We start from the raw sequence: 26,058 nt of genomic DNA on the forward strand, positions 1-26,058 counted from the left end.
GGGAGGTTCTAGCCTCCCATCTATTATAAGATTAAACGCCACGTAGAGATATTTCACCGCCAATATAAGGTTTTACATTGCCATTTTGCTCTAATAATAATGCACCTTGTTGGTCAATACCTCTAGCAATACCAAATATCTCTTGATTGCCAATAATCAATTTCACAGGGCGATCAAGGTAATTGTCCATTTCTCGCCAACGAGAAATAAAAGCAGATAAGCCTTCGTTTTCAAATTTAACGACTGCAAGTCGTAATTCAGATAACAGTTCAGCCGTCAGTTTATTACGATCAATATTAACACCCGCTTCCTGTAAGTTGATCCAATCCTGACTGATGACGTTAGTCGTTGATTCACGCATTGTTAAATTAATGCCTGCACCAATTACCAACTGAGCAGCATCTCCTGTTTTCCCTGTGAGTTCTACCAATATACCTGCCAGTTTTTTATCATTTAAATACAGGTCATTTGGCCATTTTACACGAACCTGCTCAGCTCCGAGTTTACGTAGAACCTCAGCCATAACAATCCCAACCACCAGGCTTAATCCCATTGCAGCAGCAGGGCCTTGCTCCAGCCGCCAGAACATAGATAAATAGAGATTCGCACCAAAGGGAGAGATCCACTGACGTCCCCGTCTTCCTCGCCCTGCATGTTGGTATTCAGCCACACAAGCATCGCCAGACTTCAATTCAGTAATGCGGTCTAATAAATATTGATTCGTCGAGTCGACGACAGGCAAGATAGCCACCTGGCCTGCGGGGAGATAATTTAATATTGTTTGTTCATTAAGCAGTTGAATAGGTGCAGGTAAACTATAGCCCTTACCAGGGACAGTAAAGACATCTAGTCCCCACTCTCTGATAGTTTGCATATGCTTGTTAATTGCGGCACGACTCATCCCAAAGGTTTCGCCTAATTGCTCTCCTGAATGGAAAGCACCATCAGCTAATATGCCAATCAACCGTAAAGGGATTTTAATATCTTTCACGACAAACACTCCACAGCATTAACCTCACCATTACTTGCGATAAATCGCACTTCTGGTTCCAACCAGATTGCAAATCTCTTAGCAACTTGCTGACGGATATAACTGGCAAGGCCTATCACATCCTGACCTGTCGCTTCTGCTAGGTTAATCAACACTAGCGCCTGCTGCTGATGCACCGCCGCACCGCCAATCTGATATCCCTTAAGCGCACATTGATCGATAAGCCAACCAGCAGCCAGCTTAACAGACCCATCGGGTTGCAGGTAATGGGGCGCATTGGGGTAGCGCTTTACAATCTCTTCAGCTACAGCGGCATCCACAACTGGATTCTTAAAAAAACTGCCTGCATTGCCGGTCACTGCGGGATCGGGTAGCTTACTACGCCGCATGGTACAAACTGAGTTGAATATCTCTTCTGCTGTAACTGTCGATGGATCCATTCGCGTTAGATCACCATAGCCCAATGTTGGGATCCATGATTTTACCAATTTAATGCCTACGGCTACGATGGCAAATCCATGACCATAGTGATGCTTAAAAATGCTGTCGCGATAGCCAAATTGACAATCTTTAGCGGAAAGGCGTAGCACTGTACCCTTATCCATATCAAGTAAATCAACGTATTCGCATACCTTTTGCAGCTCAACACCATAAGCACCAATATTCTGAATGGGTGCAGAACCGACACAACCTGGGATTAACGCCAGATTTTCTAGGCCTGGCATGTTATTTAGTAATGAATAACAAACCAATTGATGCCAATTTTCTCCAGCCCCAACATGCAGGTGCCAGGCAATATCATCCTCAGTAGAAGTGATACCCTTAATCCGATTAAGTAATACTGTTCCTGAATAGTTTTCAATAAACAGCACGTTGCTGCCTTCGCCAAGTAAAAGCACTGGCTGATGCTTAGAAACAGACTCATGCCAAGCATTAATCAATTCTTCAGGTGAGTTAACGCTAATTACTTTGCTCGCATAAGCTGCTAATGCAAAAGTATTGAGATGTTTTAGCGGGGAATGTTGATTCGACATGACATTGGATACTCATTCTAACTAGTTCTGGCGCTAGTCTAACCGATCATAATACTCATATTGTATTTTGTTTTAACTGAAGGTAAAAAAAGCCACCTATCAAGGTAGCCTTTTGTTTTATTCATCGCTGTGACGGCCGGATTTGACTCACCTGCCCCTGCAATATTTGACTCGTCTGACTATGAGCCCTGCGACGCAACCACTCTAAGGTCACTATTTATACCTATTTCACTATTCTGCCCATAGCAAAAACCCCACGCTTTTGGCATGGGGTCTCGGCTTTATTTGATGCCTGGCAGTGTCCTACTCTCGCATGGGGAGACCCCACACTACCATCGGCGCTACGGCGTTTCACTTCTGAGTTCGGCATGGGATCAGGTGGGACCACCGCGCTAAGGCCGCCAGGCAAATTCTGTCTAAACTAAACCCGCTATATGTCTCCACACAGCCAGCCAGCCCAATCTCGGAACTTCGCTGAAAATTTCTATCTCTCAAATCTAAAACACCTTTGGTGTTGTAAGGTTAAGCCTCACGGATCATTAGTACTGGTTAGCTCAATGCATCGCTGCACTTACACACCCAGCCTATCAACGTCATAGTCTTTAACGTTCCTTCAGGGGGCTTAAAGCCCCAGGGAAGACTCATCTCGAGGCAAGTTTCCCGCTTAGATGCTTTCAGCGGTTATCTCTTCCGAATTTAGCTACCGGGCAATGCCATTGGCATGACAACCCGAACACCAGTTATTCGTCCACTCCGGTCCTCTCGTACTAGGAGCAGCCCCTCTCAATCTTCCAACGCCCACGGCAGATAGGGACCGAACTGTCTCACGACGTTCTAAACCCAGCTCGCGTACCACTTTAAATGGCGAACAGCCATACCCTTGGGACCTACTTCAGCCCCAGGATGTGATGAGCCGACATCGAGGTGCCAAACACCGCCGTCGATATGAACTCTTGGGCGGTATCAGCCTGTTATCCCCGGAGTACCTTTTATCCGTTGAGCGATGGCCCTTCCATTCAGAACCACCGGATCACTAAGACCTACTTTCGTACCTGCTCGAGCCGTCACTCTCGCAGTCAAGCTAGCTTATGCCTTTGCACTAACCTCACGATGTCCGACCGTGATTAGCTAACCTTCGTGCTCCTCCGTTACTCTTTGGGAGGAGACCGCCCCAGTCAAACTACCCACCAGACACTGTCCTCACCCCGGATCACGGGGCCGAGTTAGAACATCAAACATTAAAGGGTGGTATTTCAAGGTTGGCTCCATGCAGACTGGCGTCCACACTTCGATGCCTCCCACCTATCCTACACATCAAGGCTCAATGTTCAGTGTCAAGCTATAGTAAAGGTTCACGGGGTCTTTCCGTCTTGCCGCGGGTACACTGCATCTTCACAGCGAGTTCAATTTCACTGAGTCTCGGGTGGAGACAGCCTGGCCATCATTACGCCATTCGTGCAGGTCGGAACTTACCCGACAAGGAATTTCGCTACCTTAGGACCGTTATAGTTACGGCCGCCGTTTACTGGGGCTTCGATCAAGAGCTTCGCCTTGCGGCTGACCCCATCAATTAACCTTCCAGCACCGGGCAGGCGTCACACCGTATACGTCCACTTTCGTGTTTGCACAGTGCTGTGTTTTTATTAAACAGTTGCAGCCAGCTGGTATCTGCGACTGGCTTCGGCGCCGGGAGCAAGTCCCATTACCTAATGCCAGCGTGCCTTCTCCCGAAGTTACGGCACCATTTTGCCTAGTTCCTTCACCCGAGTTCTCTCAAGCGCCTGAGTATTCTCTACCTGACCACCTGTGTCGGTTTGGGGTACGATTTAATGTTACCTGATGCTTAGAGGCTTTTCCTGGAAGCTTGGCATCAACTACTTCACCACCGTAGTGGCTCGTCATCACACCTCAGCGTTGATAAGCAACCGGATTTACCAAGTCGCTCCGCCTATATGCTTAAACCGGGACAACCGTCGCCCGGCTAGCCTAGCCTTCTCCGTCCCCCCTTCGCAGTAACACCAAGTACAGGAATATTAACCTGTTTCCCATCGACTACGCTTTTCAGCCTCGCCTTAGGGGTCGACTCACCCTGCCCCGATTAACGTTGGACAGGAACCCTTGGTCTTCCGGCGTGCGGGTTTTTCACCCGCATTATCGTTACTTATGTCAGCATTCGCACTTCTGATACCTCCAGCAACCCTCACAGGTCACCTTCAACGGCTTACAGAACGCTCCCCTACCCAACAACACCTAAGTGTCGCTGCCGCAGCTTCGGTGCATGGTTTAGCCCCGTTACATCTTCCGCGCAGGCCGACTCGACCAGTGAGCTATTACGCTTTCTTTAAATGATGGCTGCTTCTAAGCCAACATCCTGGCTGTCTATGCCTTCCCACATCGTTTCCCACTTAACCATGACTTTGGGACCTTAGCTGGCGGTCTGGGTTGTTTCCCTCTTCACGACGGACGTTAGCACCCGCCGTGTGTCTCCCGTGATAACATTCTTCGGTATTCGGAGTTTGCATCGGTTTGGTAAGTCGGGATGACCCCCTAGCCGAAACAGTGCTCTACCCCCGAAGATGAGTTCACGAGGCGCTACCTAAATAGCTTTCGGGGAGAACCAGCTATCTCCCGGTTTGATTGGCCTTTCACCCCCAGCCACAAGTCATCCGCTAATTTTTCAACATTAGTCGGTTCGGTCCTCCAGTTAGTGTTACCCAACCTTCAACCTGCCCATGGCTAGATCACCGGGTTTCGGGTCTATACCTTGCAACTAGACGCCCAGTTAAGACTCGGTTTCCCTACGGCTCCCCTATTCGGTTAACCTTGCTACAAAATATAAGTCGCTGACCCATTATACAAAAGGTACGCAGTCACCCAACAAAGTAGGCTCCCACTGCTTGTACGTACACGGTTTCAGGTTCTATTTCACTCCCCTCGCCGGGGTTCTTTTCGCCTTTCCCTCACGGTACTGGTTCACTATCGGTCAGTCAGGAGTATTTAGCCTTGGAGGATGGTCCCCCCATATTCAGACAGGATGTCACGTGTCCCGCCCTACTCATCGAGTTCACAGCAAGTGTGTTTTGGTGTACGGGACTATCACCCTGTACCGTGCGACTTTCCAGACGCTTCCACTAACACACAAACTGATTCAGACTCTGGGCTCTTCCCCGTTCGCTCGCCGCTACTGGGGGAATCTCGGTTGATTTCTTTTCCTCGGGGTACTTAGATGTTTCAGTTCCCCCGGTTCGCCTTGCATGGCTATGTATTCACCATGCAATAGTGCAACGAATTGCACTGGGTTTCCCCATTCGGGTATCGTCGGTTGTAACGCTTCATATCAGCTTACCGACGCTTTTCGCAGATTAGCACGCCCTTCATCGCCTCTGACTGCCTAGGCATCCACCGTGTACGCTTAGTCGCTTAACCTCACAACCCAAAGGTGTTTTTCGTTATTGGTGTGGCTGTGAACACACTCTGCTATGTTGTGCAGTGCGCGCAATCCTCATGAACGTTAAGTTCACTCCGGTTGCTGTGCGCTGTACGCCTTGCTGAGTGTCTTCTCGCTCACACTGCAACAATGATTACCCATTGGCATTGCGATTATTTGAGAGACTCTATTACAGGTTACTCTTTATCTCAGTACATCTAGGGAGAGATAAATTTCGGCTGTAATGTTTCAATTTTCAGCTTGTTCCAGATTGTTAAAGAGCAATATCTTAAACACGACTCGTTAAAGTCATCTTTAAGATATTCAGTTGATAATGTCTTTCACACATTATCGGAGTGGCGTCCCCAAGGGGATTCGAACCCCTGTTACAGCCGTGAAAGGGCAGTGTCCTAGGCCTCTAGACGATGGGGACACAAAAATTTCTACTGAATCACTGATTCAGTATTTTTGTGTAAAGGTGAGAATGTGGTGACACATTCGAACGACTGATGCAGTAAAAACTCGATACCGAGGTCTTATTGCACAATCATCACCCTCATCAACAGGTGCTCTTGCTCATTTACATTCATCAGACAATCTGTGTGGACACTGCGCAATGCGTATCGTTAGGTAAGGAGGTGATCCAACCGCAGGTTCCCCTACGGTTACCTTGTTACGACTTCACCCCAGTCATGAATCACAAAGTGGTAAGCGCCCTCCCGAAGGTTAAGCTACCTACTTCTTTTGCAACCCACTCCCATGGTGTGACGGGCGGTGTGTACAAGGCCCGGGAACGTATTCACCGTAGCATTCTGATCTACGATTACTAGCGATTCCGACTTCATGGAGTCGAGTTGCAGACTCCAATCCGGACTACGACAGACTTTATGTGGTCCGCTTGCTCTCGCGAGTTCGCTTCACTTTGTATCTGCCATTGTAGCACGTGTGTAGCCCTACTCGTAAGGGCCATGATGACTTGACGTCATCCCCACCTTCCTCCGGTTTATCACCGGCAGTCTCCCTTGAGTTCCCACCATTACGTGCTGGCAACAAAGGATAAGGGTTGCGCTCGTTGCGGGACTTAACCCAACATTTCACAACACGAGCTGACGACAGCCATGCAGCACCTGTCTCACAGTTCCCGAAGGCACCGAAGCATCTCTGCTAAGTTCTGTGGATGTCAAGAGTAGGTAAGGTTCTTCGCGTTGCATCGAATTAAACCACATGCTCCACCGCTTGTGCGGGCCCCCGTCAATTCATTTGAGTTTTAACCTTGCGGCCGTACTCCCCAGGCGGTCGACTTAACGCGTTAGCTCCGGAAGCCACGCCTCAAGGGCACAACCTCCAAGTCGACATCGTTTACAGCGTGGACTACCAGGGTATCTAATCCTGTTTGCTCCCCACGCTTTCGCACCTGAGCGTCAGTCTTTGTCCAGGGGGCCGCCTTCGCCACCGGTATTCCTCCAGATCTCTACGCATTTCACCGCTACACCTGGAATTCTACCCCCCTCTACAAGACTCTAGCTTGCCAGTTTCAAATGCAGTTCCCACGTTAAGCGCGGGGATTTCACATCTGACTTAACAAACCGCCTGCGTGCGCTTTACGCCCAGTAATTCCGATTAACGCTTGCACCCTCCGTATTACCGCGGCTGCTGGCACGGAGTTAGCCGGTGCTTCTTCTGCGAGTAACGTCAATCAACCGTGCTATTAACACGATTGCCTTCCTCCTCGCTGAAAGTGCTTTACAACCCGAAGGCCTTCTTCACACACGCGGCATGGCTGCATCAGGCTTGCGCCCATTGTGCAATATTCCCCACTGCTGCCTCCCGTAGGAGTCTGGACCGTGTCTCAGTTCCAGTGTGGCTGGTCATCCTCTCAGACCAGCTAGGGATCGTCGCCTAGGTGAGCCATTACCCCACCTACTAGCTAATCCCATCTGGGCACATCCGATGGCGTGAGGCCCTAAGGTCCCCCACTTTGCTCTTGCGAGGTCATGCGGTATTAGCTACCGTTTCCAGTAGTTATCCCCCTCCATCAGGCAGTTTCCCAGACATTACTCACCCGTCCGCCGCTCGCCGGCGAAGTAGTAAACTACTTCCCGCTGCCGCTCGACTTGCATGTGTTAGGCCTGCCGCCAGCGTTCAATCTGAGCCATGATCAAACTCTTCAATTTAAGATTTGTTTGATTTGCTGCTAATAAAAGCAGCGATGCTCAAAGATTACTTTCTGCAAATATGCATTCGAACCGAAGTTCAAATGTGTACTGCTTTGGTCACTCTTCAAGACTTTGATATTTCTTCTGCCTGCCGAAACAGGCTTCGATATCGTCTTGCGAGTGCCCACACAGATTGTCTGATAAATTGTTAAAGAGCGTTCGTTACCCGTTTGCCTTTCGGCGAATCTTACGGTAACGCGGGAGGCAGATAATACGCTTTCCCGCTGAAGAGTCAAGAGTTTCTTTGGTTTCTTTCGAAGTCAAAATCATTCTTTTCGCTTCCTGACCCGGCGAAGTCTGTTTCGTTGTTCCCAGTCAGTGGAGGCGCATTATAGGGAGTTCCTGACAGCCTGCAACCCCTAATTTGAAAAAACTTTTCAACCGCGTTTTATTTCAACGATTTGCCGTGATAAACGGCATTATTGCTATTTTTTGTACTGTAGCGCCAAGAAATCCTGAGAAAAACTGCTTACCTGTTGCCAATCCGTATATTCAACTTCTTTACTGGTATCCGTTTCGCCGCCCGTCATACGCATAATAAGTTGAATCATCACCCGGTCTATCCAGCGATAACGGGGATAACGCAAAGCGCCCGCAAATACCGTACATAGCGTTGGCTGCCACGGGGTACTGAGTAAGAACTTACGCACATAGGAATTGGTTTGCGGGGATCGCTTTTCCGGCTTGCGTGCTGTCAGATTCACTGCAAAGAACGCACTCGGCATCTGATTAAGTTGTTCAACGTGTTTGTTGACGAATTTACTCAATACTGGGCTGAAGTGCCCATAACGCACCGACGCACCAATCATGACTTGCTGGTATTGATTCAGATCGATTTGCCCTACCTGCGATAAGTCCTGTATTTCACAGGTAGCTGCCGCTGATAACTGTTTAGCTATATAAGAAGCAATAGTCTGTGTTTGGCCATCTCGGCTGGAGTAAAGAATCAGAACTTTCATTGCAATGTTCCTTATGCAGAATTACTCACGCCAGAATGTTGGAGTGAATAGAACCAGCAGGGTGAAAACTTCTAACCGACCAAATAGCATGGTGATCACCAATATCCACTTAGCGGCCGGGTTCATCGACGTGAAGTTATCAGCTACCACCCCCAGACCAGGGCCAAGGTTATTCAGCGTCGCAGTCACCGCTGCGAAAGCAGAGAACTCATCAACACCGGTCGCGATAATAGCCAGCATGCTAATAATAAATACCAGAGCATACGCGGAGAAGAATCCCCAGACCGCCTCCAGGATTCGTTCCGGCAGCGCCCGCCGCCCCAATTTGATGGTATAAACCGCATTCGGGTGGACCAGTCGCTTTAACTCACGCGAACCTTGCAGGTAGAGCAACAGAATACGGATAACTTTCAGGCCGCCACCGGTTGAGCCCGCACAACCACCAATAAACGCAGAACATAATAAGAGTATCGGCAGGAACAACGGCCATTTTGAAATACTGTCAGTGGTGAAACCCGCAGTAGTAGCCATTGATACTACTTGGAAAAATGCCTGATTTATCGTCTCCAGACCGGATTTATAGACATTATGATACCAAAGCACCAAGGTACACACGGCGACCAGTGTCAATTGGACAAAGATAAACATACGGAATTCAGGGTCACGCCAATAAACTTTTAAACTGCGCCCACTCAATACCGCGAAGTGCAAACCAAAGTTACAACCAGAAATCAGCAAGAAGATAGCGATAATGGTGTTAATAGTTGGGCTGTTGAAGTAACCGATACTGGCGTCATGGGTCGAGAAGCCGCCAATCGCAATTGTCGAGAAGCTGTGGGAGATTGCATCAAATACCGACATCCCTGCCCCCCATAAAGACAGCGCGCAAGCAATGGTCAGTAAGACATAGATAAGCCACAGGGTTTTAGCTGTCTCCGCAATGCGGGGCCGCATTTTATTATCTTTCAATGGGCCAGGCATTTCCGCCCGATAGAGCTGCATTCCCCCGACCCCCAAGATAGGCAGGATAGCCACCGCTAACACGATTATCCCCATACCGCCGAGCCATTGCAGCATTTGGCGATAAAATAGAATGGCTTTCGGCAGTGAATCTAACCCTACTAATGTGGTCGCGCCAGTAGTAGTCAGCCCGGAGAATGATTCAAAGAATGCATCCGTTAATGAAAGATTAGGCCGCTCTGAGAATAAGAAAGGTAATGCCCCTACACTGCCCAGCACCGTCCAGAACAGAACCACGATGAGAAAGCCCTCACGAGGCTTTAACTCATGCTTCTGTTTTCGGTTCGGCAACCAAAGAAAGAGGCCAATTGCCAGAGCAACAAAAAAGGTTTCGCTGAAGGCACGGCCGGCACCATCACGATAGATCAATGCCACCAGTCCGGGAATAAACATTGTTCCAGAGAATAAGATGACCAGCAGACCAACAATACGGGTTATGGCACGAAAATGCATTCCGGCACGTTCCTTAGCAATTCACTTGGATGGGGATTATTGCGAAATGGGCGTCAATTGCAACGTACCACGACTGAGATCACGCAATTTGTCCCCAACCTGACTGGCTTGAGTTGCTGGCAAAGAGAGATGAAGCGTTACGAATTGTGCGTACTCACTCCGTATAATCTGGCCTTCAACCTGCTGTAACAAGGTTTCTACTATGGCAAGCTGCCCATAGTCACACTGCAAAGTATATTCTACCTGTGGGACTTTATATTTTACTTCGATCTGTTTTAACGCTTGTTGAACACCGCTACCATAAGCCCTTACTAACCCACCAGTACCGAGTTTGATGCCACCATAATAGCGCACAACTACTGCGGTTATCTCACCAATGCCACTCCCCATCAGTTGAGCCAAGATAGGTTTACCCGCAGTACCTGAGGGCTCACCATCATCAGAAAAACCTAATTGCTGCGAATCCGTCGGCTTGCCGGCAACAAAAGCCCAGCAATGATGCCGGGCGGTGGGATGCTGCTGCTTAACCTGCTGAACAAAATCTTTCGCTTCACTCACCCCACTGGTATGGGCCAGCAAGGTGATAAAACGACTTTTTTTGATCTCTTCGCTGATAGTCACCGGACTTGCAGGGATTAGATAAGGCTGCATCAGGCCAGTTTCAGGTCACGTGTCATGTTCTCAACCCGGTTATCGTGAATAACGATATTATCTTCTATACGAATACCGCCATAAGGCTTCAGCGCATCAATACGTTCCCAATTGAAATACTTGCTGAACTCACCGTTACGCCAAGGTGCCAGCAGAGATTCGATGAAGTACAGACCCGGCTCAATAGTCAGTACCATACGCGGTTGTAAAATACGCGTACAACGCAAGTAAGGATATTTGGATGGTGCGCCAAGATGGGTGCCTTTATCATCTTGCATAAAACCAGCAGTATCATGCACTTGTAGCCCAAGAGGATGGCCTAACCCGTGCGGCAGGAATGGGCAGGTAATGCCTTGTTCGACCATGGCCTCTTCACTGATACCGATAACCAGATGATGCGTACGCAATAACTTCGCAATGCGCTGGTGCATCTGGATATGGTAATCGGTATAGCGCTCACCACTTTTAATGGTTTTGATCAGTTCAAGCTGCTCGGTATTAAGGTCATTAACCAACGCGGCAAAATCGCTATCACTGTTTGCGGCGTAAGTGCGAGTCAGATCTGCGGCATAACCGTTATATTCCGCACCGGCATCCATCAAGAAACTACGCATTTCTGCCGGAGGCTGATGTTCGAACGTGGTGTAATGAAGTACCGCCGAGTGTTCATTCAGCGCAACAATATTATCGTAAGGGACATCAGTATCACGATGACCGGTAGCCATCAGATAGGCCAGATTGATATCGAACTCACTCATACCGGACTGGAATGCTTCATGTGCTGCACGATGGCCGACAACTGCCGTCTTTTGTGCTTCACGCATACAAGCCAGTTCATAATCCGTTTTATAAGAACGATAGAAATGCAGGTAATCCAATACTGGTTGCGGGTTAATGTTTTCAGCACTAAACCCCAGCGCCTGCGCACGTTGTTGGGCATAACCGATATAGGCCACACGCTCCCGTTGCACCGGTAATTGCTGGGCAATATCATCTGCATTGGCTAATGGCTGGATATCGATAGCCTTGGTCCAGAAGCTATCTGGTAATGGCTCAACACTGTGCCAATAATCAACTGGGGAATAAAACCATAATTTTGGTGTATTAACCCCATCGACCCATAACCAACAGTTTGGTACTTGAGTGACCGGCACCCAAGCTTTGAACTGCGCATTGGCTTTAAAAGGATAGTCACGGTCATCGAGAAAAATACGTTGTAACTCACCGGAATGAATCAGTAAAGCGTCTAACTGATGGCGTTCCAGCACATCGCGGGTGCGCTGTTGTAGAGTGGATAAATGTTCGTTATATAAAGAAGCCAGCGTTTCCATCACAGTACCCTTTGCTATTAGAACTTAATTTTTTTCATCTTATCATAGTCGCCAGAATCATGTTTTAGCGACCGCTTATCTGCCTATCAAATACATTACCCGCCCCCCAAAACTGAATATTTCCCCCTCTAATCCACTGCGAATAAATATGATAGAAATCAATTACCCCATCTGAATGACTGTGATCTTCACTGCAAAAAATCAATCTCTTATTTGCAATTCGTTAACAAAATATCCACACTTCCTGAATATCTGGTCATACCAGATCACATGCGCTTATTCAGGAGATAGATATGCTCTACCAAAGCGAAACACTACAGCTTCACTGGTTGGAAAACGGCATTGCCGAGTTGGTGTTTGATGCACCGGGTTCAGTAAATAAGCTGGATACTAAAACTGTAGCCAATCTGGGTGAAGCCCTAACGGTGTTAGAGAAACAAAGCGAACTCAAAGGGTTGCTGTTGCGCTCCGCCAAAGCGGCCTTTATCGTCGGTGCCGATATCACCGAATTTTTATCCCTGTTTAATGCCCCACCAGAAAAGCTGCACCAGTGGTTGGTTTTTGCTAATGATATTTTCAACCGTCTGGAAGATTTACCGGTTCCGACCATTTCTGCGATCAATGGATATGCATTAGGTGGTGGCTGTGAATGTATTCTGGCCACAGATTTCCGTGTTGCCTCGCCAGAAACACGGATCGGTCTGCCGGAAACCAAGTTGGGCATCATGCCAGGCTTTGGCGGTTCTGTGCGGTTACCACGTTTGTTAGGTGCGGACAGTGCATTAGAAATTATTGCCGCAGGCAAAGATGTGAATGCCGCTGAAGCATTAAAAATTGGTTTGGTTGATGCCGTTGTCACCCCCGAAAAACTGGCCGATGCCGCCCTAATCATGCTGAAACAGGCGATTGACGGCAAGCTGAACTGGAAAGCCGCGCGTCAGCCGAAACTTGACCCACTGAAACTCAATTCAACTGAAGCGGCCATGTGCTTTACCATTGCTAAAGGCATGGTGATGCAAGTCGCCGGGAAGCACTACCCAGCACCACTGGTTGCAGTAAAAACCATCGAAGCTGCCGCTAAACTTGGCCGAGCTGAAGCATTGAAACTGGAAACCAACAGTTTTGTCCCGTTGGCAGGTTCCAATGAAGCACGCGCGTTAGTTGGGATATTCCTCAACGACCAATTTGTGAAAGGGCAGGCGAAAAAACTGTCGAAAGGTGTTAGTGCACCGAAACAAGCAGCAGTTTTGGGCGCCGGGATTATGGGGGGTGGGATTGCCTATCAGTCAGCACTGAAAGGTGTGCCAGTCATTATGAAAGATATTAATGACAAATCCCTGATTCTGGGGATGAACGAAGCGGCCAAATTACTGAATAAACAGTTGGAACGCGGCAAAGTGGATGGCCTGAAAATGGCAAACATTTTAGCGACTATCCAACCCACTCTGGATTACACCGGCATTGAGCGTGCTCAGGTCATTGTGGAAGCGGTAGTGGAAAATCCCAAAATCAAAGCTGCGGTGCTGGCAGAGGCTGAAGCACTGATCGGCGAAGATACGGTACTTGCTTCTAATACCTCTACAATCCCTATCGACCAACTCGCAAAATCACTTAAACGCCCTGAGAATTTCTGCGGTATGCACTTCTTCAACCCCGTGCACCGCATGCCGTTGGTTGAAATCATTCGTGGCAGCAAAACCTCAGATAAAACCATCGCTGCGGTGGTGGCATACGCCACACAAATGGGTAAAACACCAATAGTGGTTAATGATTGCCCAGGCTTCTTCGTTAACCGCGTGTTATTCCCTTATCTGGCTGGCTTTGGCATGTTGGTTAGAGACGGTGCTGACTTCCGCCAAATTGATAAAGTGATGGAAAAACAGTTTGGCTGGCCGATGGGACCAGCCTATCTGCTAGATGTCGTGGGTATTGATACCGCACACCATGCACAAGCCGTGATGGCCGTTGGCTTCCCTGATCGGATGAACAAAGATTATCGCGATGCGGTTGACGTGATGTTCGATAACCAACGATTTGGCCAAAAAAATGGCCAAGGCTTCTACCGCTATACCCAAGATGCAAAAGGTAAGCCGCGTAAAGAAAATGACGAAATTGTGGATAACTTGCTGGCAACAGTTAGCCAACCGATTCAGAAATTCAGTGACGACGATATTATTGCCCGCACCATGATACCGATGATCAATGAAGTGGTGCGATGCCTGGAAGAAGGCATTATTGCCAGCCCAGCCGAAGGTGATATGGCGTTGGTATATGGTCTTGGCTTCCCTCCTTTCCACGGGGGCGTGTTCCGTTATCTCGATACTATCGGCAGTACAAACTATGTCGAAATGGCCCAGCGCTATGCTCACCTTGGCGCGCTGTATCAAGTCCCCGCAGGGCTGAGAGCCAAAGCTGAACACAACGAAAGCTATTATCCTGTGGCAGCAGCGCTGCTTGATGTTTCTACCAGTCAACCGGCATGAGGTCTGAAAATATGGAAAATGTAGTCATTATTGATGCCGTCCGTACACCTATGGGCCGCTCCAAAGGGGGCGCATTCCGTCAGGTTCGGGCTGAAGATCTCTCCGCTCACTTAATGCGTGAGGTTCTGAGCCGTAATCCTGGGCTAAACGCGGCCGAAATTGACGATATCTATTGGGGTTGTGTGCAGCAGACATTGGAGCAGGGTTTTAACATCGCTCGCAATGCTTCTTTACTGGCAGAAATCCCCCATAGCGTACCAGCCGTTACTGTTAATCGCCTGTGTGGTTCATCAATGCAAGCTTTACATGATGGTGCCAGAGCCATCATGGTGGGTGATGCACAAATCAGTTTGATTGGTGGCGTAGAGCATATGGGTCATGTGCCAATGAATCACGGTGTGGACTTCCATCCTGGTATGGGCCGAACTGTGGCTAAAGCCGCCGGAATGATGGGATTAACTGCTGAAATGCTGGCAAAAATCTACAATATCAGCCGCCAATCTCAAGATGAATTTGCTGTTCGCTCTCACCAACGCGCTTATGCCGCGACTCAGACGGGGCATTTTGCCAGTGAGATTGTCGCCACCAATGGGCATGATGCTGATGGTATCCTGAAACGTTTTGATTTCGATGAAGTTATTCGCCCGGAAACTAATCTCGCAGGTTTGGCAGCATTGCGCCCAGCCTTTGATCCGGTCAATGGCACGGTGACTGCCGGAACATCATCTGCATTATCCGACGGCGCTTCTGCCATGCTTATCATGAGTGAATCCCGAGCTAAATCATTAGGTTTAAAACCGCGAGCCCGTATTCGCTCAATGGCCGTGGTGGGTTGCGATCCGTCAACCATGGGTTATGGCCCCGTGCCCGCTAGCCAATTGGCATTAAAACGTGCCGGGCTAACCTTGGAAGATATTGGTTTATTTGAATTAAACGAAGCGTTTGCAGCTCAGTCGCTGGCTTGCATGAAAGGGTTGGGTCTGCTGGAAAGCATGGATGACAAAGTGAACCTGAATGGGGGCGCTATTGCATTAGGCCATCCACTGGGTTGTTCAGGTGCTCGTATCTCTACCACCTTACTTAATCTGATGGAACGCCGTGACGTGCAGTTCGGTTTGGCAACCATGTGTATCGGTTTAGGCCAAGGCATTGCGACCATTTTTGAACGCGTATAACCTCCAAACGAATTAATCTGAAAAATATTAAGGGCCTGAATACAGGCCCTTATAACCGCTGTACCTGGTGTTTAGTTGCCGTTTTCCCGCCTGTCAGGGGCGGGCTTTTTTTATCCGCGATACAAACAACAATATGGATAAAATTTTAATATACCCAAAATAATTGAAGTTGCACTAAGGCAGCTAACACCGATGCAGCTTCAAATATGACTGGTATATTAGATAAAGGCGAAAGCATCACCATAGATATGCGCTTCCTGAGCGCCGCGCTCAGCACAAAAACGCTCACGAGCAATTTTAGCCATTTCAAAACGGCCAGCGATATAGATATCTTGCTCAGCAAGAGAGCCATAGTCTTGTAATACAGCACTCAATACCGTTCCTGTGCGGCCACGCCACCCATCTTCCGGCTGCTCTACCACTGGGATAACTTTCAACTGTGGATACTTAATTGACAGCGCTTCCAGCTCGTTTAGATCATATAAATGCACGGCTTCGCGCCCACCCCAATAGATAGATACTTCACGGTCAGGTTGCTCGGCTAATGCCGCCAATAAAATTGAACGCACATAGGAAAAACCAGTGCCGCCAGCAATCAGGACCAATGGACGTTCACTGCCCTCACGGAACCATGCTTCTCCGTGAGGAATATCCACATCCAGCGTTTTCTCTTTCAGAATACGGTCCATCACTGCCATGGCGTACAGATTCAGTTCCGACGCCCCGATATGCAGCTCGATAAAGTCTTGCTGCAACGGCGTGGATGCCATAGAGAATGGGCGCTTATCACGCTCGTCCATTACTACCATCAAATACTGCCCAGCACGGAAAGAAAACGCAGATGCAGGCACCAATTGCACCCGGTACACCGTATCGGTAATGGCCTCTACGGAGGTTACTTTACAGCTTAAAGTTGTCATGCCTTCCCTCTGTCGGGTCATCAAATGCAAAACCAAGGACAAAATCGACGCCGGTTAGCGTTTCGTCTCTTTGTCACTGAAAATGGCGAGCTCATCCCAAATAGCATCAATACGGGCGCGAACGTCTTCATCCATTTTAATTGGACGCCCCCATTCACGCGAAGTCTCAGCAGGCCACTTATTGGTGGCATCCAGCCCCATTTTCGATCCTAAACCGGAAACCGGTGAAGCGAAATCCAAATAATCTATTGGTGTATTTTCAATCAACACCGTATCGCGGGATGGGTCCATTCGGGTCGTAATTGCCCAAATGACATCATTCCAATCACGAGCATTAATATCATCATCACAAACAATAACAAATTTTGTATACATAAACTGACGTAAAAACGACCAAACCCCCATCATTACGCGTTTAGCATGCCCTGCATATTGTTTCTTGATGGTTACAACAGCCAGCCGGTATGAGCACCCCTCGGGCGGAAGATAGAAATCAACAATTTCCGGGAATTGCTTTTGTAAAATAGGAACAAACACTTCATTCAGCGCAACCCCCATCACCGCAGGTTCATCCGGTGGACGACCCGTATAAGTGGAATGGTAAATTGCATCTTTGCGCTGAGTAATATGTGTGACCGTAAAAACAGGGAAGCTATCTATCTCATTATAATAACCCGTATGATCACCATAAGGGCCTTCTGGCGCCATATCACCCTGCTCAATATATCCTTCCAATACAATTTCTGCACTCGCAGGAACTTCAAGTGAGTTGGAAAGGCACTTTACGACCTCTGTTTTATGCCCGCGCAACAAACCAGCAAAAGCATATTCAGACAGCGTATCGGGAACCGGGGTTACCGCAGCCAGAATAGTCGCAGGATCTGCGCCCAAGGCGACGGCGACGGGGAAACGTTCACCGGGGTGTGCTTCACACCACTCTTGATAGTCCAAAGCGCCGCCACGATGGGATAACCAGCGCATAATTAATCTGTTTTTACCCAACACTTGTTGGCGGTAGATACCCAGGTTTTGCCGTTCTTTATGCGGGCCACGCGTAATAGTCAGCCCCCACGATACTAACGGAGCTGCATCCTCAGGCCAGCAATGCATAACTGGAATGCGGCTAAGATCGACATCATCGCCCTGCCAAACTTGCTCCTGACAAGGAGCCGAACTCAAGCATTTCGTTGGCATATTCAACACTTGCTTAAATTTCGGCAGTTTATCGAATAAATCACGGAAACCTTTCGGCGGATCCGGCTCTTTCAGGAAAGCCAACAACTTGCCAACATCTCGCAGTGCGCTGACATCTTCTTGCCCCATGCCCATGGCAACCCGTTTGGCCGTACCAAACAAGTTACACAATACGGGCATTGTGTAACCCTTAGGGTTTTCAAACAGTAATGCAGGCCCACCGGCGCGTAAGGTACGGTCGGCAATTTCTGTCATTTCCAGATAGGGATCAATGGGCTGGCTAATACGTTTAAGTTCACCCCTCTGTTCCAGCAACGAGAGGAAGTCACGTAAGTCACGGTATTTCATGCTGATCATTTCGGCGGCTATGTGATGCGCCATTATAGGCTGTCTTTATAGCAGTTGCTGTCTTTTTGTTAAAAATGAATACAGGCTCACTCAAAAAAATATCATGCTGCAATTTATCGCTAATTATCATCAGTACAAATATGATTTTGTCGATATAAAATAGACTAAATCTTTGTATAACAAACTATATATCCTGACTGATGTATTCTTCCTCTCTATATATATCCTTCTACTTTTGTTATGCTGCCAAGTAGTACTTAAAGGCATGTGAAATTATGAAACACTGGCATTTATTATATTGTAAACGTGGTCAGCTTTTGCGCGCCAAAGAACATTTAGAGCGGCAAACTGTGGATTGCTGGACACCGATAGTGACTATCGAAAAGATAGTGCGAGGGAAACGCATTGAGGCGACTGAGCCCTTATTCCCTAACTATCTGTTTGTGGAGTTCGATCCTGAACATATTCACACCACAACAATCAGCGCAACACGTGGTGTAAGCCACTTCGTCCGTTTTGGCGCACAACCCGCGGTGATCCCAGCAATTGTTATTGCCGAGATGCAATCTCATACAACGGATAAAATCATTGCTCCAGAGGTGCCGGTTCCAGGCGATATCGTGACGATCACTGAGGGTGTTTTTGCTGGGTTACAGGCGATTTATACTGAACCAGACGGTGAAGCGCGCTCAATGTTGTTACTGAACATGCTTAATAGCCAAGTGATGCAAAGTTTGGATAATCGTCAATTCGAAAAGCAATAATATATCTGCCAAGGTAGGCACGCTCGGTACCTACCTTATCAACAACCATCCCCATGGCTTAACGTTGCATATGATCGTCATGTAACCATTGTGCGACTTGCTTGGCGAAATAAGTTAATACCCCATCAGCACCGGCACGCTTAAAGCACAACAGAGACTCCATAACGGTTGGTTTCTCTTGCAGCCAGCCATTCTGGAAGGCAGCCATATGCATAGCATATTCGCCTGACACCTGATAGGCGAAGGTCGGCACACCAAAGGTATCTTTCACCCTACGTACCACATCCAAATATGGCATCCCCGGCTTAACCATTACCATATCAGCACCTTCCTGCAAGTCCTGAGCAATCTCTTGTAAAGCCTCATCACTGTTGGCCGGGTCCATCTGATAGGTTTTCTTATTCCCACCTTTCAGATTACTGCTAGAGCCAATGGCATCACGGAATGGGCCATAGTAGCAAGACGCATATTTCGCTGAATAGGCCATAATTTGCGTATTCACCAACCCTTGTAGCTCTAGTTGATCGCGCACTGCACCGATGCGTCCATCCATCATGTCGCTTGGCGCGACAATCTCGGCACCAGCCTCGGCGTGTGATAACGCCTGACGGACTAAAATCTCTTTAGTTATGTCATTAATGACATAACCATCGGTATCAATTACCCCATCTTGCCCGTGGGTTGTATAAGGATCGAGAGCAACATCAGTAAGGATACCTAACTCTGGTACTGCGTCCTTTAACGCACGCACGGTTCTTTGTACTAAGCCATTCGGATTATAGGCTTCTTCGGCATGTAATGATTTCAAGCTAGATTCAATAACTGGAAACAGCGATATGACCGGCACACCTAGCTTAGCTATGGCCTCAGCTTCTTTCACTAGCAGATCGATCGTCATACGTGAAACACCCGGCATTGACGGGACGGCTTGCTGCTGGTTGGTCCCCTCCATAACAAACACCGGATAGATCAGATCATTGACTGTCAGCTGATTCTCTGCGACCAGACGACGACTGAAATCATGACGGCGCACACGGCGCATACGGCGACCAGGGAAGGTGCCCGGAAATGCATAGCTCATCTTGTTCTCCTAACTCAAACCAACCGGAAAATCCGGCGGGCGTTTTCATCAGTTTTCTGCCCCAGCCATTTAGGGTCTTCTTGTCGCCAGACAGCAACCTGCTGTACGATATGGGGTAGAAAGCAGGGTTCATTGCGGCGGGATGCCGGCTTAGGATGTAAATCCCTTGGCAATAAATAGGGGTAGCAACAATTGCTGAACAGGAATACGTGGCAGTAACGCCCGCAGCTCAAGACCACGACGCTCATCGCACACCCAACCGGTAATACCAATAGATAAGCCTAATGCCAGACAAGAGTCCAACTCATCAGCCGTGCCAGTAAAACAATGCACAACCGCAGCGGGGAGCTTATCTAGCCAAGGCGCAAGCAAGGCAATGAAACGTTCGTGGGCATCGCGGCAATGTAAAAATACCGGCAGTTCGAGTTCGGCAGCCAGCGCCAGCTGTGCTGTAAATGCGACTTCTTGTGCTACTGGAGTAGAAAAATTGCGGTTAAAATCCAGTCCGCATTCACCAATAGCGACTACTGCCGCATTCGCTGCTAATAATCTGATTTGCTGTTCAACATCTATTTGCCAACAACTCGCCTGATGGGGATGAACACCCGCAGTTGACCAGCAGTAGCCGGGATAGGCAAGGGTAAGCTCCAGTGCTGCCTGGCTTTCTTCAGCATCAGTACCAGTAATAAGCATACCGGTAACTGCAGCATTTTTGGCTCTGTTGACCACTTGATCGTAATCTTTGGCAAATTGCGCGCTGGTTAAATTCACACCAATATCAAACATGAACGTTCCAAAACAGAAGCCGCCTCAAAGGGCGGCTAAAATATCCAGGCATATACCCACAGATTTAAGGCACTTTCGGATGGCTATCCGCTTCTTCATCCTCTTCGTCAATATCTACCCGGCGTTGCTTACCCGTATAAAAACGAGCAAAGAACACCCCAACCTCAAATAGCAGATACATCGGGATCGCCAATAATGTCTGAGACAGCACATCTGGCGGGGTGAGAAGCATGCCGACAACAAAAGCGCCGACAAATACATAAGGGCGTTTTTTCTTCAATGCCTCGGGCGTTGTAACCCCTGCCCAGCACAGTAGAATTATCGCAATTGGGACTTCAAAAGAAATACCAAAAGCCATAAAGAGCGCCATAACAAAATCAAGGTATTTAGTGATATCCGTGGCAATCAGCACGCTTTCCGGTGCTGTTTTGGCAAAAAAACCAAAAGCTAACGGGAAAACCACAAAGTAAGCAAATGCCATACCCAGATAAAACAATAGGCTGCTGGAGATAAGCAGCGGCACCATCAGACGGCGTTCATGCTTATATAACGCTGGGGCAATGAAAGCCCACACCTGATAAAGGATCATCGGTGCGGAAACAAATACCGAGACCATCATGGTCAATTTAATCGGGGTAAAGAAAGGCGATGCAACATCTGTTGCGATCATACTGGCACCGGCGGGCAACTGTTTGATTAACGGTGCTGATACCAAGTGATAAATATCATTGGCAAAAAATACCAATACCAGAAAAACCACCAAAATAGTGATTATGCAATTCAATAGCCGCTTACGCAGTTCTATCAAATGAGTGATTAAGGGTTGGGTATCATCAACAGCCATGTTTACCGATCGCCGCCAGGTTGGTGAGTTCGAGATTGTTCAGTACTGAATGAATCAGTGCTATGGGAGTCAGTTGCGGTAGTTTGGACCTTGGTTACGGATGGATTCGTAACAGTCACAAGATCCCCGGCTACAGTAGGAATAGGCTTAACAGATTCCTCAACCTGAACTACGGGTTTCTCAACGCCAGCAGGCACAGTTTCAACAGTTGGTTTAATTGTCACCAACGCGCCCGCATTATCGACATCAGGAATTTGCGGTGATGCCGAAACTTGAGTTGCGGACTCCGCAGGCGTAACACCATCATGAATCGCTTCCGGCTCAGTCACCAGTGGATTATGGATAGTATGCGGTGCCTGGGAGCTAACGTCTGAGTGATAAGAACGTTTCAGCGCTTCTGCGGCTTCCTTAAGTTCATCCATCGAAGCTTTCAACTCCGGTGTCAGATTCTGCAAGCCAGCCTGTTCTGCTTTTTTCAGGCTGTCTTGCAACTCTTGAATCTTAAGTTCTTGTGCCAACTCGTTTTGTACGGTTGCCGCCAGTGAACGTAGTGTACGAATCCAACCGGCAACCGTTCTTACAGCAACCGGTAATCTTTCCGGCCCAAGCACGACTAGGCCGATCACAAGTACCAGCAGCAGTTCACTAAACCCGATGTCGAACACAGCTTATCCCTGCTCTTTGTCGTGACTCTTAGACTCTTCAGCTTTAACTACCGGCTGCTGTTTTTCAGTAATCGATTTTGCAAAATCAGCATCATTGCTGGTTTTATCAGTGTTAGTTGGAGGAGTCTGTGGATCATCACCAATTGCCTTTTTAAAGCCTTTGATGGATGCACCCAGGTCTGACCCCAAAGTCCGCAGTTTGTTCGTGCCAAACAGCAGAACGACAATCACGGCAATGATTAACAACTGCCAAATACTTATACCGCCCATCACATTCACCTCTATATTACAGGGGTTATTCCACAGAGGGCCGCATTATACGTCATACTGCCTCTTTGGATACTAATCTAACTTACCGCATTTTGAACTCGCGCATAGCGTTTTTAACTGATGAATGACTTCTTGAACAACTTTTACATAACACTCATACATAACGCCCAAGCTATGCTCTCGCCCATTAACCGGCACTCTTAGCAATAAACAAATTAACTGGTTCGTCGCCAACCGATAAACCAAGCCAATGCGCCTGCGATAATACATCCCGTAGAGATTTCTACCGCATCCGCCAAAAATAAAATGGTACCACTGACTAATAGTGTAGCGCCAATACCGAACAAATACCGTGACTGACCCTGACGTTGTTGCTGACCTTGCATCTGGGTGGTTAGTTTATCAACACTTTGCTGTAATAATTTATGTTGCTGCAAGCTGTCGTAAACCAATTCCGGCAACTCAGGAAATTTTTCTGCCCAAAAAGGTGCCTTTTCTTTCAATGCCCGGATAACAGCAGGCAGACCGACTTGATCCCGTAGCCAGCTTTCCAGGAACGGTTTCGCTGTTGTCCAGAGATCAAGCTGAGGATACAACTGACGACCCAAGCCTTCGACATACAATAAGGTTTTTTGTAGCAGAACCAACTGTGGCTGCACTTCCATATTAAAGCGGCGCGCAGTGTTAAAGAGATTCAACAACACATGTCCAAACGATATTTCGGCCAGTGGTTTTTCAAAAATGGGTTCACAAACAGTGCGAATAGCGAACTCAAAATCCTCAACATTGGTATCACGGGGAACCCAGCCTGAATCAACGTGCAGTTCCGCAACCCGCCGATAATCCCTATTAAAGAAAGCAATAAAGTTTTCAGCCAGATAGCGCTTATCTGCTTTGTTCAGTGAGCCTACAATACCGCAGTCAATACCGATGTAAAGTGGATCATGAGGATGCTCATAGCTGACAAAAATATTCCCCGGATGCATATCTGCATGGAAAAAACTGTCACGAAAAACTTGGGTGAAGAAGACTTGAACCCCACGTTCGGCCAGCAACTTCATATTGGTACCTTGGCTTTCTAAAGCCGTAATATCAGATACCGGAATGCCGTAAATACGCTCCATCACCAATACACTTTCCCGGCAATAATCGGAATAGACTTCGGGAATATAGAGCATTGGGCTGTTTTCAAAATTACGACGTAATTGGATAGCATTAGCTGCCTCACGCAGCAGGTTCAGCTCATCAAGCAGGGTTTTTTCGTATTCACGCACCACTTCGCGTGGCCGTAATCTACGTCCATCAGGCAACAACTTAGGTACCCAGCCAGCCAGCCGGTACATCAAGCGCACATCTGCTTTGATAATCGGCAAGATATCAGGGCGAATCACTTTCAGGACCACTTCCTGACCGTTCTCTTTTAAACGCGCCGTATGTACCTGAGCAATTGAGGCGGAGGCCAAAGCTTGCTGATCAAAATCGTCAAACCAGGTTTCTAATGGCCCACCCATTGCTATTTCAATATACTTTCGTGCGAGTGCGCCATCAAATGAAGCAACCCGGTCTTGTAATAGGGCAAGTTGATCGGCAATTTCCGGTGGGAAGAGATCACGGCGAGTAGACATCATCTGACCAAATTTGATCCAGACTGGTCCTAATTCTTGTAAGGCAAGGCGTAAACGCTCACCCAATGGCTTATCTTTATGTCGATTCGGCAACCAGAAAAACAGATGACGGCCAATACGTAGTGGTAACGTCAAACGGATATTCGGGATTAACTCATCTAACCCGTAGCTCAAGAAAACCCGAATAATTAGATACAGGCGCCGAAGTTCTCCTGGCGTCATTATTTTTTCTCCATGGTTGCCAATCTGGCATTCAATGCCTCAGTTGCACGGGCTGTGGCATCAACCTCTTCGTTAAACCACACCACTTCCAGCGGTGCTGGAGCCACTTTCCATTCTTCGGTTATTGCTTCAGCCAGATAGTGTTGTTGCTGCTGCAATTGCCCACTCAGAAAATAGCTACTTTTATGCACAACCTGCCCGATGGTTTCCGCGGCAATATCACCGATATAGGGCGCCAGCCACTCAGCCGGATCCCACTCAGCAAGATCCAAAAGCGCGACAACTTGCTGAACCACTTGTATATCGCCTTCAACAATCAGTTTACCGCTACGCATCAAAGGTGAAAGTTGCTGGCGATCCCGCAATTTTGCCAACACAGCAACTTCCGTTTTAACGATGCAATCAGCATCACCATCCCATTGACTTAACACGTCAACCTGCCGTTCACTAAATACCAACAGCAAAGGAAAATTGATCTCACGTAACTCGATCCGCAGGACTTTCCCTACCAAGCGTAAACGTGCAGCCTTCATGCTTTTATCGCGAAACAGCACACTGTTTAATGATGTTTCTATCGCAGCAGTAATGAGTTGCGACAGCAACATAGGTTTCAGTGAGAAGGATTTAGATATCAGTGATTTTAGCGGCATAGCCATATTCCTGTTAAAACTTAAAGCCCCGATGTAACGCAACAATGCCACCGGTTAAATTGGAATAGGTTACGTTTTCAAACCCGGCATCTACCATCATGCCTTTCAGCGTTTCTTGATCGGGGTGCATCCGAATAGACTCCGCTAAATAACGGTAACTTTCAGAGTCCTGGGCCACAAGTTCGCCAATCTTGGGCAAAATATGGAAGGAATAAGCATCGTAGGCTTTGCTCAAAGGTTCCAGAAGTGGTTTGGAGAATTCGAGAACCAACAAACGACCACCGGGCTTTAATACCCGAAACATAGAGCGTAAGGCTTTTTCTTTTTCGGTTACATTTCGCAGGCCAAATGAAATGGTAATACAATCAAAGTAATTATCAGGGAAAGGTAAAGCCTCAGCATTAGCCTGCACATAACTGACATTACCTACAATACCTTTGTCACGTAGCTTTTCTCTACCCATACGCAACATCGATTCATTGATATCAGCCAGAACCACTTCACCCTGCTCACCCACAAGGCGAGAGAACTTGGCCGTTAAATCTCCGGTGCCACCCGCCAGATCTAATACCCGTTGACCGCGCCGAACACCACTACAGTCAATGGTAAAACGCTTCCAAATACGGTGAACACCGAACGACATCAGGTCATTCATCAGATCGTATTTGGCGGCTACGGAATGAAAAACTTCTGCCACCATGCCTTCTTTCTGTTCTTTGGCTACGGTGCGGAAACCAAAATGAGTGGTTTCCTTCTCCTGATCTACCATTTTCTGTGCCTGCTTTTCAGTCAATCTTTCGAGGAAGTGTACCAGAACTCCGATGAAAGCCCCACCTCACCTGGTATTAAGGTAACTGCTTATTCGCAGTATTCTCAACATCATACAGAAGAGGACCATGCAACTAACCCTGATACTTCAGCGGTGCCGAATCATTTATATCCTTCTTAC

Annotated in this window: 18 protein-coding genes, 1 tRNA gene, 3 rRNA genes and 1 pseudogene; 3 read left to right on the top strand and 20 right to left on the bottom strand. The window is 47.9% G+C overall.

Annotated features, from left to right (window positions below; genetic code table 11):
• Positions 1-31: 31 nt before the first annotated feature.
• From birA to pepQ, 10 genes are all read right to left on the bottom strand, one after another.
• Positions 32-991, bottom strand: a complete 960-nt coding sequence (birA, locus tag V1955_RS20675; protein WP_083162038.1) for a bifunctional biotin--[acetyl-CoA-carboxylase] ligase/biotin operon repressor BirA — start codon at positions 989-991, stop codon at positions 32-34.
• Complete coding sequence (gene murB, locus V1955_RS20680; RefSeq protein WP_083162036.1) at positions 988-2,025, bottom strand: UDP-N-acetylmuramate dehydrogenase; 1,038 nt, start codon at positions 2,023-2,025, stop codon at positions 988-990. Before murB ends, birA begins: the two co-directional genes overlap by 4 nt.
• Before the next feature lie 290 nt (positions 2,026-2,315).
• Positions 2,316-2,431, bottom strand: a 5S ribosomal RNA gene (gene rrf / locus V1955_RS20685).
• Between the two features lie 112 nt (positions 2,432-2,543).
• A 23S ribosomal RNA gene (locus V1955_RS20690) occupies positions 2,544-5,451 on the bottom strand.
• Between the two features lie 358 nt (positions 5,452-5,809).
• Positions 5,810-5,885, bottom strand: a tRNA-Glu gene (locus tag V1955_RS20695).
• Between the two features lie 198 nt (positions 5,886-6,083).
• Positions 6,084-7,626 (bottom strand): 16S ribosomal RNA (locus V1955_RS20700).
• The 16S, 23S and 5S rRNA genes sit together here with 1 tRNA gene alongside, the layout of an rRNA operon.
• Before the next feature lie 467 nt (positions 7,627-8,093).
• Entirely contained in the window at positions 8,094-8,627 is a 534-nt protein-coding gene (hemG, locus tag V1955_RS20705) for a menaquinone-dependent protoporphyrinogen IX dehydrogenase (protein ID WP_442821353.1), read from the bottom strand.
• 21 nt (positions 8,628-8,648) lie between these two features.
• On the bottom strand, positions 8,649-10,100 hold the full coding sequence (trkH, locus tag V1955_RS20710; protein ID WP_083162032.1) for a Trk system potassium transporter TrkH: 1,452 nt from the start codon (positions 10,098-10,100) through the stop codon (positions 8,649-8,651).
• Positions 10,101-10,136: 36 nt separating this feature from the next.
• Positions 10,137-10,751, bottom strand: a complete 615-nt coding sequence (locus V1955_RS20715) for an IMPACT family protein (protein WP_083162030.1) — start codon at positions 10,749-10,751, stop codon at positions 10,137-10,139.
• Positions 10,751-12,082 (bottom strand): Xaa-Pro dipeptidase, encoded by a 1,332-nt coding sequence (gene pepQ / locus V1955_RS20720; RefSeq protein ID WP_442821354.1) that lies wholly within the window; start codon positions 12,080-12,082, stop codon positions 10,751-10,753. Before pepQ ends, V1955_RS20715 begins: the two co-directional genes overlap by 1 nt.
• 293 nt (positions 12,083-12,375) lie before the next feature.
• Here pepQ and fadB point away from each other — a divergent pair, with 293 nt between their 5' ends.
• A complete protein-coding gene (gene fadB / locus V1955_RS20725) occupies positions 12,376-14,565 on the top strand; it encodes a fatty acid oxidation complex subunit alpha FadB (RefSeq protein WP_372569737.1) in 2,190 nt (729 codons plus the stop codon).
• An 11-nt stretch (positions 14,566-14,576) separates the two neighbouring features.
• The gene (gene fadA, locus V1955_RS20730; RefSeq protein ID WP_372569738.1) at positions 14,577-15,740 is read left to right on the top strand and encodes an acetyl-CoA C-acyltransferase FadA; all 1,164 of its coding nucleotides are present in this window, start codon (positions 14,577-14,579) and stop codon (positions 15,738-15,740) included.
• A 218-nt stretch (positions 15,741-15,958) separates the two neighbouring features.
• Here the strand turns inward: fadA and fre are convergent, their stop codons facing one another.
• Positions 15,959-16,660, bottom strand: coding sequence for an NAD(P)H-flavin reductase (fre, locus tag V1955_RS20735; protein ID WP_083162022.1), 702 nt, complete (start codon positions 16,658-16,660; stop codon positions 15,959-15,961).
• A gap of 54 nt (positions 16,661-16,714) precedes the next feature.
• Complete coding sequence (gene ubiD / locus V1955_RS20740; RefSeq protein ID WP_083164017.1) at positions 16,715-18,211, bottom strand: 4-hydroxy-3-polyprenylbenzoate decarboxylase; 1,497 nt, start codon at positions 18,209-18,211, stop codon at positions 16,715-16,717.
• A 266-nt stretch (positions 18,212-18,477) separates the two neighbouring features.
• Here ubiD and rfaH point away from each other — a divergent pair, with 266 nt between their 5' ends.
• A complete protein-coding gene (gene rfaH, locus V1955_RS20745) occupies positions 18,478-18,966 on the top strand; it encodes a transcription/translation regulatory transformer protein RfaH (RefSeq protein WP_083162020.1) in 489 nt (162 codons plus the stop codon).
• Positions 18,967-19,024: 58 nt separating this feature from the next.
• On the opposite strand, the gene hemB is transcribed toward rfaH, so the two are convergent.
• The 8 genes and pseudogenes from hemB to ubiE form a co-directional block, all read right to left on the bottom strand.
• Positions 19,025-20,047, bottom strand: coding sequence for a porphobilinogen synthase (gene hemB, locus V1955_RS20750; RefSeq protein ID WP_083162018.1), 1,023 nt, complete (start codon positions 20,045-20,047; stop codon positions 19,025-19,027).
• A gap of 14 nt (positions 20,048-20,061) precedes the next feature.
• A pseudogene (gene tatD / locus V1955_RS20755) lies at positions 20,062-20,833 on the bottom strand (3'-5' ssDNA/RNA exonuclease TatD).
• Positions 20,834-20,897: 64 nt separating this feature from the next.
• Positions 20,898-21,677 carry a Sec-independent protein translocase subunit TatC gene (gene tatC, locus V1955_RS20760; RefSeq protein WP_083162014.1) on the bottom strand — a complete coding sequence of 260 codons (780 nt, stop codon included), beginning with the start codon at positions 21,675-21,677 and terminating at the stop codon, positions 20,898-20,900.
• Positions 21,678-21,679: 2 nt separating this feature from the next.
• Positions 21,680-22,342, bottom strand: coding sequence for a Sec-independent protein translocase protein TatB (gene tatB, locus V1955_RS20765; protein WP_083162012.1), 663 nt, complete (start codon positions 22,340-22,342; stop codon positions 21,680-21,682).
• Positions 22,343-22,345: 3 nt separating this feature from the next.
• Positions 22,346-22,612, bottom strand: coding sequence for a Sec-independent protein translocase subunit TatA (gene tatA / locus V1955_RS20770; protein ID WP_083162010.1), 267 nt, complete (start codon positions 22,610-22,612; stop codon positions 22,346-22,348).
• A 215-nt stretch (positions 22,613-22,827) separates the two neighbouring features.
• Positions 22,828-24,459 (bottom strand): ubiquinone biosynthesis regulatory protein kinase UbiB, encoded by a 1,632-nt coding sequence (ubiB, locus tag V1955_RS20775; protein ID WP_442821355.1) that lies wholly within the window; start codon positions 24,457-24,459, stop codon positions 22,828-22,830.
• Positions 24,459-25,109 (bottom strand): ubiquinone biosynthesis protein UbiJ, encoded by a 651-nt coding sequence (gene ubiJ / locus V1955_RS20780; RefSeq protein WP_083162006.1) that lies wholly within the window; start codon positions 25,107-25,109, stop codon positions 24,459-24,461. Before ubiJ ends, ubiB begins: the two co-directional genes overlap by 1 nt.
• A gap of 13 nt (positions 25,110-25,122) precedes the next feature.
• Positions 25,123-25,878 carry a bifunctional demethylmenaquinone methyltransferase/2-methoxy-6-polyprenyl-1,4-benzoquinol methylase UbiE gene (gene ubiE, locus V1955_RS20785; RefSeq protein WP_083162004.1) on the bottom strand — a complete coding sequence of 252 codons (756 nt, stop codon included), beginning with the start codon at positions 25,876-25,878 and terminating at the stop codon, positions 25,123-25,125.
• Positions 25,879-26,058: the final 180 nt, after the last annotated feature.

This window comes from Yersinia sp. 2545 StPb PI, assembly GCF_052217125.1.
GTDB lineage: Bacteria > Pseudomonadota > Gammaproteobacteria > Enterobacterales > Enterobacteriaceae > Yersinia > Yersinia enterocolitica_E.

Bases quoted from the DNA above. Each gene is read 5' to 3' on its own strand.
- trkH (WP_083162032.1), bottom strand. From the start codon at position 10,100: ATGCATTTTCGTGCCATAACCCGTATTGTTGGTCTGCTGGTCATCTTA.
- V1955_RS20715 (WP_083162030.1), bottom strand. From the start codon at position 10,751: ATGCAGCCTTATCTAATCCCTGCAAGTCCGGTGACTATCAGCGAAGAG.
- tatA (WP_083162010.1), bottom strand. From the start codon at position 22,612: ATGGGCGGTATAAGTATTTGGCAGTTGTTAATCATTGCCGTGATTGTC.
- hemG (WP_442821353.1), bottom strand. From the start codon at position 8,627: ATGAAAGTTCTGATTCTTTACTCCAGCCGAGATGGCCAAACACAGACT.
- ubiE (WP_083162004.1), bottom strand. From the start codon at position 25,878: ATGGTAGATCAGGAGAAGGAAACCACTCATTTTGGTTTCCGCACCGTA.
- fadB (WP_372569737.1), top strand. From the start codon at position 12,376: ATGCTCTACCAAAGCGAAACACTACAGCTTCACTGGTTGGAAAACGGC.
- murB (WP_083162036.1), bottom strand. From the start codon at position 2,025: ATGTCGAATCAACATTCCCCGCTAAAACATCTCAATACTTTTGCATTA.
- ubiJ (WP_083162006.1), bottom strand. From the start codon at position 25,109: ATGCCGCTAAAATCACTGATATCTAAATCCTTCTCACTGAAACCTATG.
- fre (WP_083162022.1), bottom strand. From the start codon at position 16,660: ATGACAACTTTAAGCTGTAAAGTAACCTCCGTAGAGGCCATTACCGAT.
- hemB (WP_083162018.1), bottom strand. From the start codon at position 20,047: ATGAGCTATGCATTTCCGGGCACCTTCCCTGGTCGCCGTATGCGCCGT.
- fadA (WP_372569738.1), top strand. From the start codon at position 14,577: ATGGAAAATGTAGTCATTATTGATGCCGTCCGTACACCTATGGGCCGC.
- pepQ (WP_442821354.1), bottom strand. From the start codon at position 12,082: ATGGAAACGCTGGCTTCTTTATATAACGAACATTTATCCACTCTACAA.
- rfaH (WP_083162020.1), top strand. From the start codon at position 18,478: ATGAAACACTGGCATTTATTATATTGTAAACGTGGTCAGCTTTTGCGC.
- tatC (WP_083162014.1), bottom strand. From the start codon at position 21,677: ATGGCTGTTGATGATACCCAACCCTTAATCACTCATTTGATAGAACTG.
- ubiB (WP_442821355.1), bottom strand. From the start codon at position 24,459: ATGACGCCAGGAGAACTTCGGCGCCTGTATCTAATTATTCGGGTTTTC.
- ubiD (WP_083164017.1), bottom strand. From the start codon at position 18,211: ATGATCAGCATGAAATACCGTGACTTACGTGACTTCCTCTCGTTGCTG.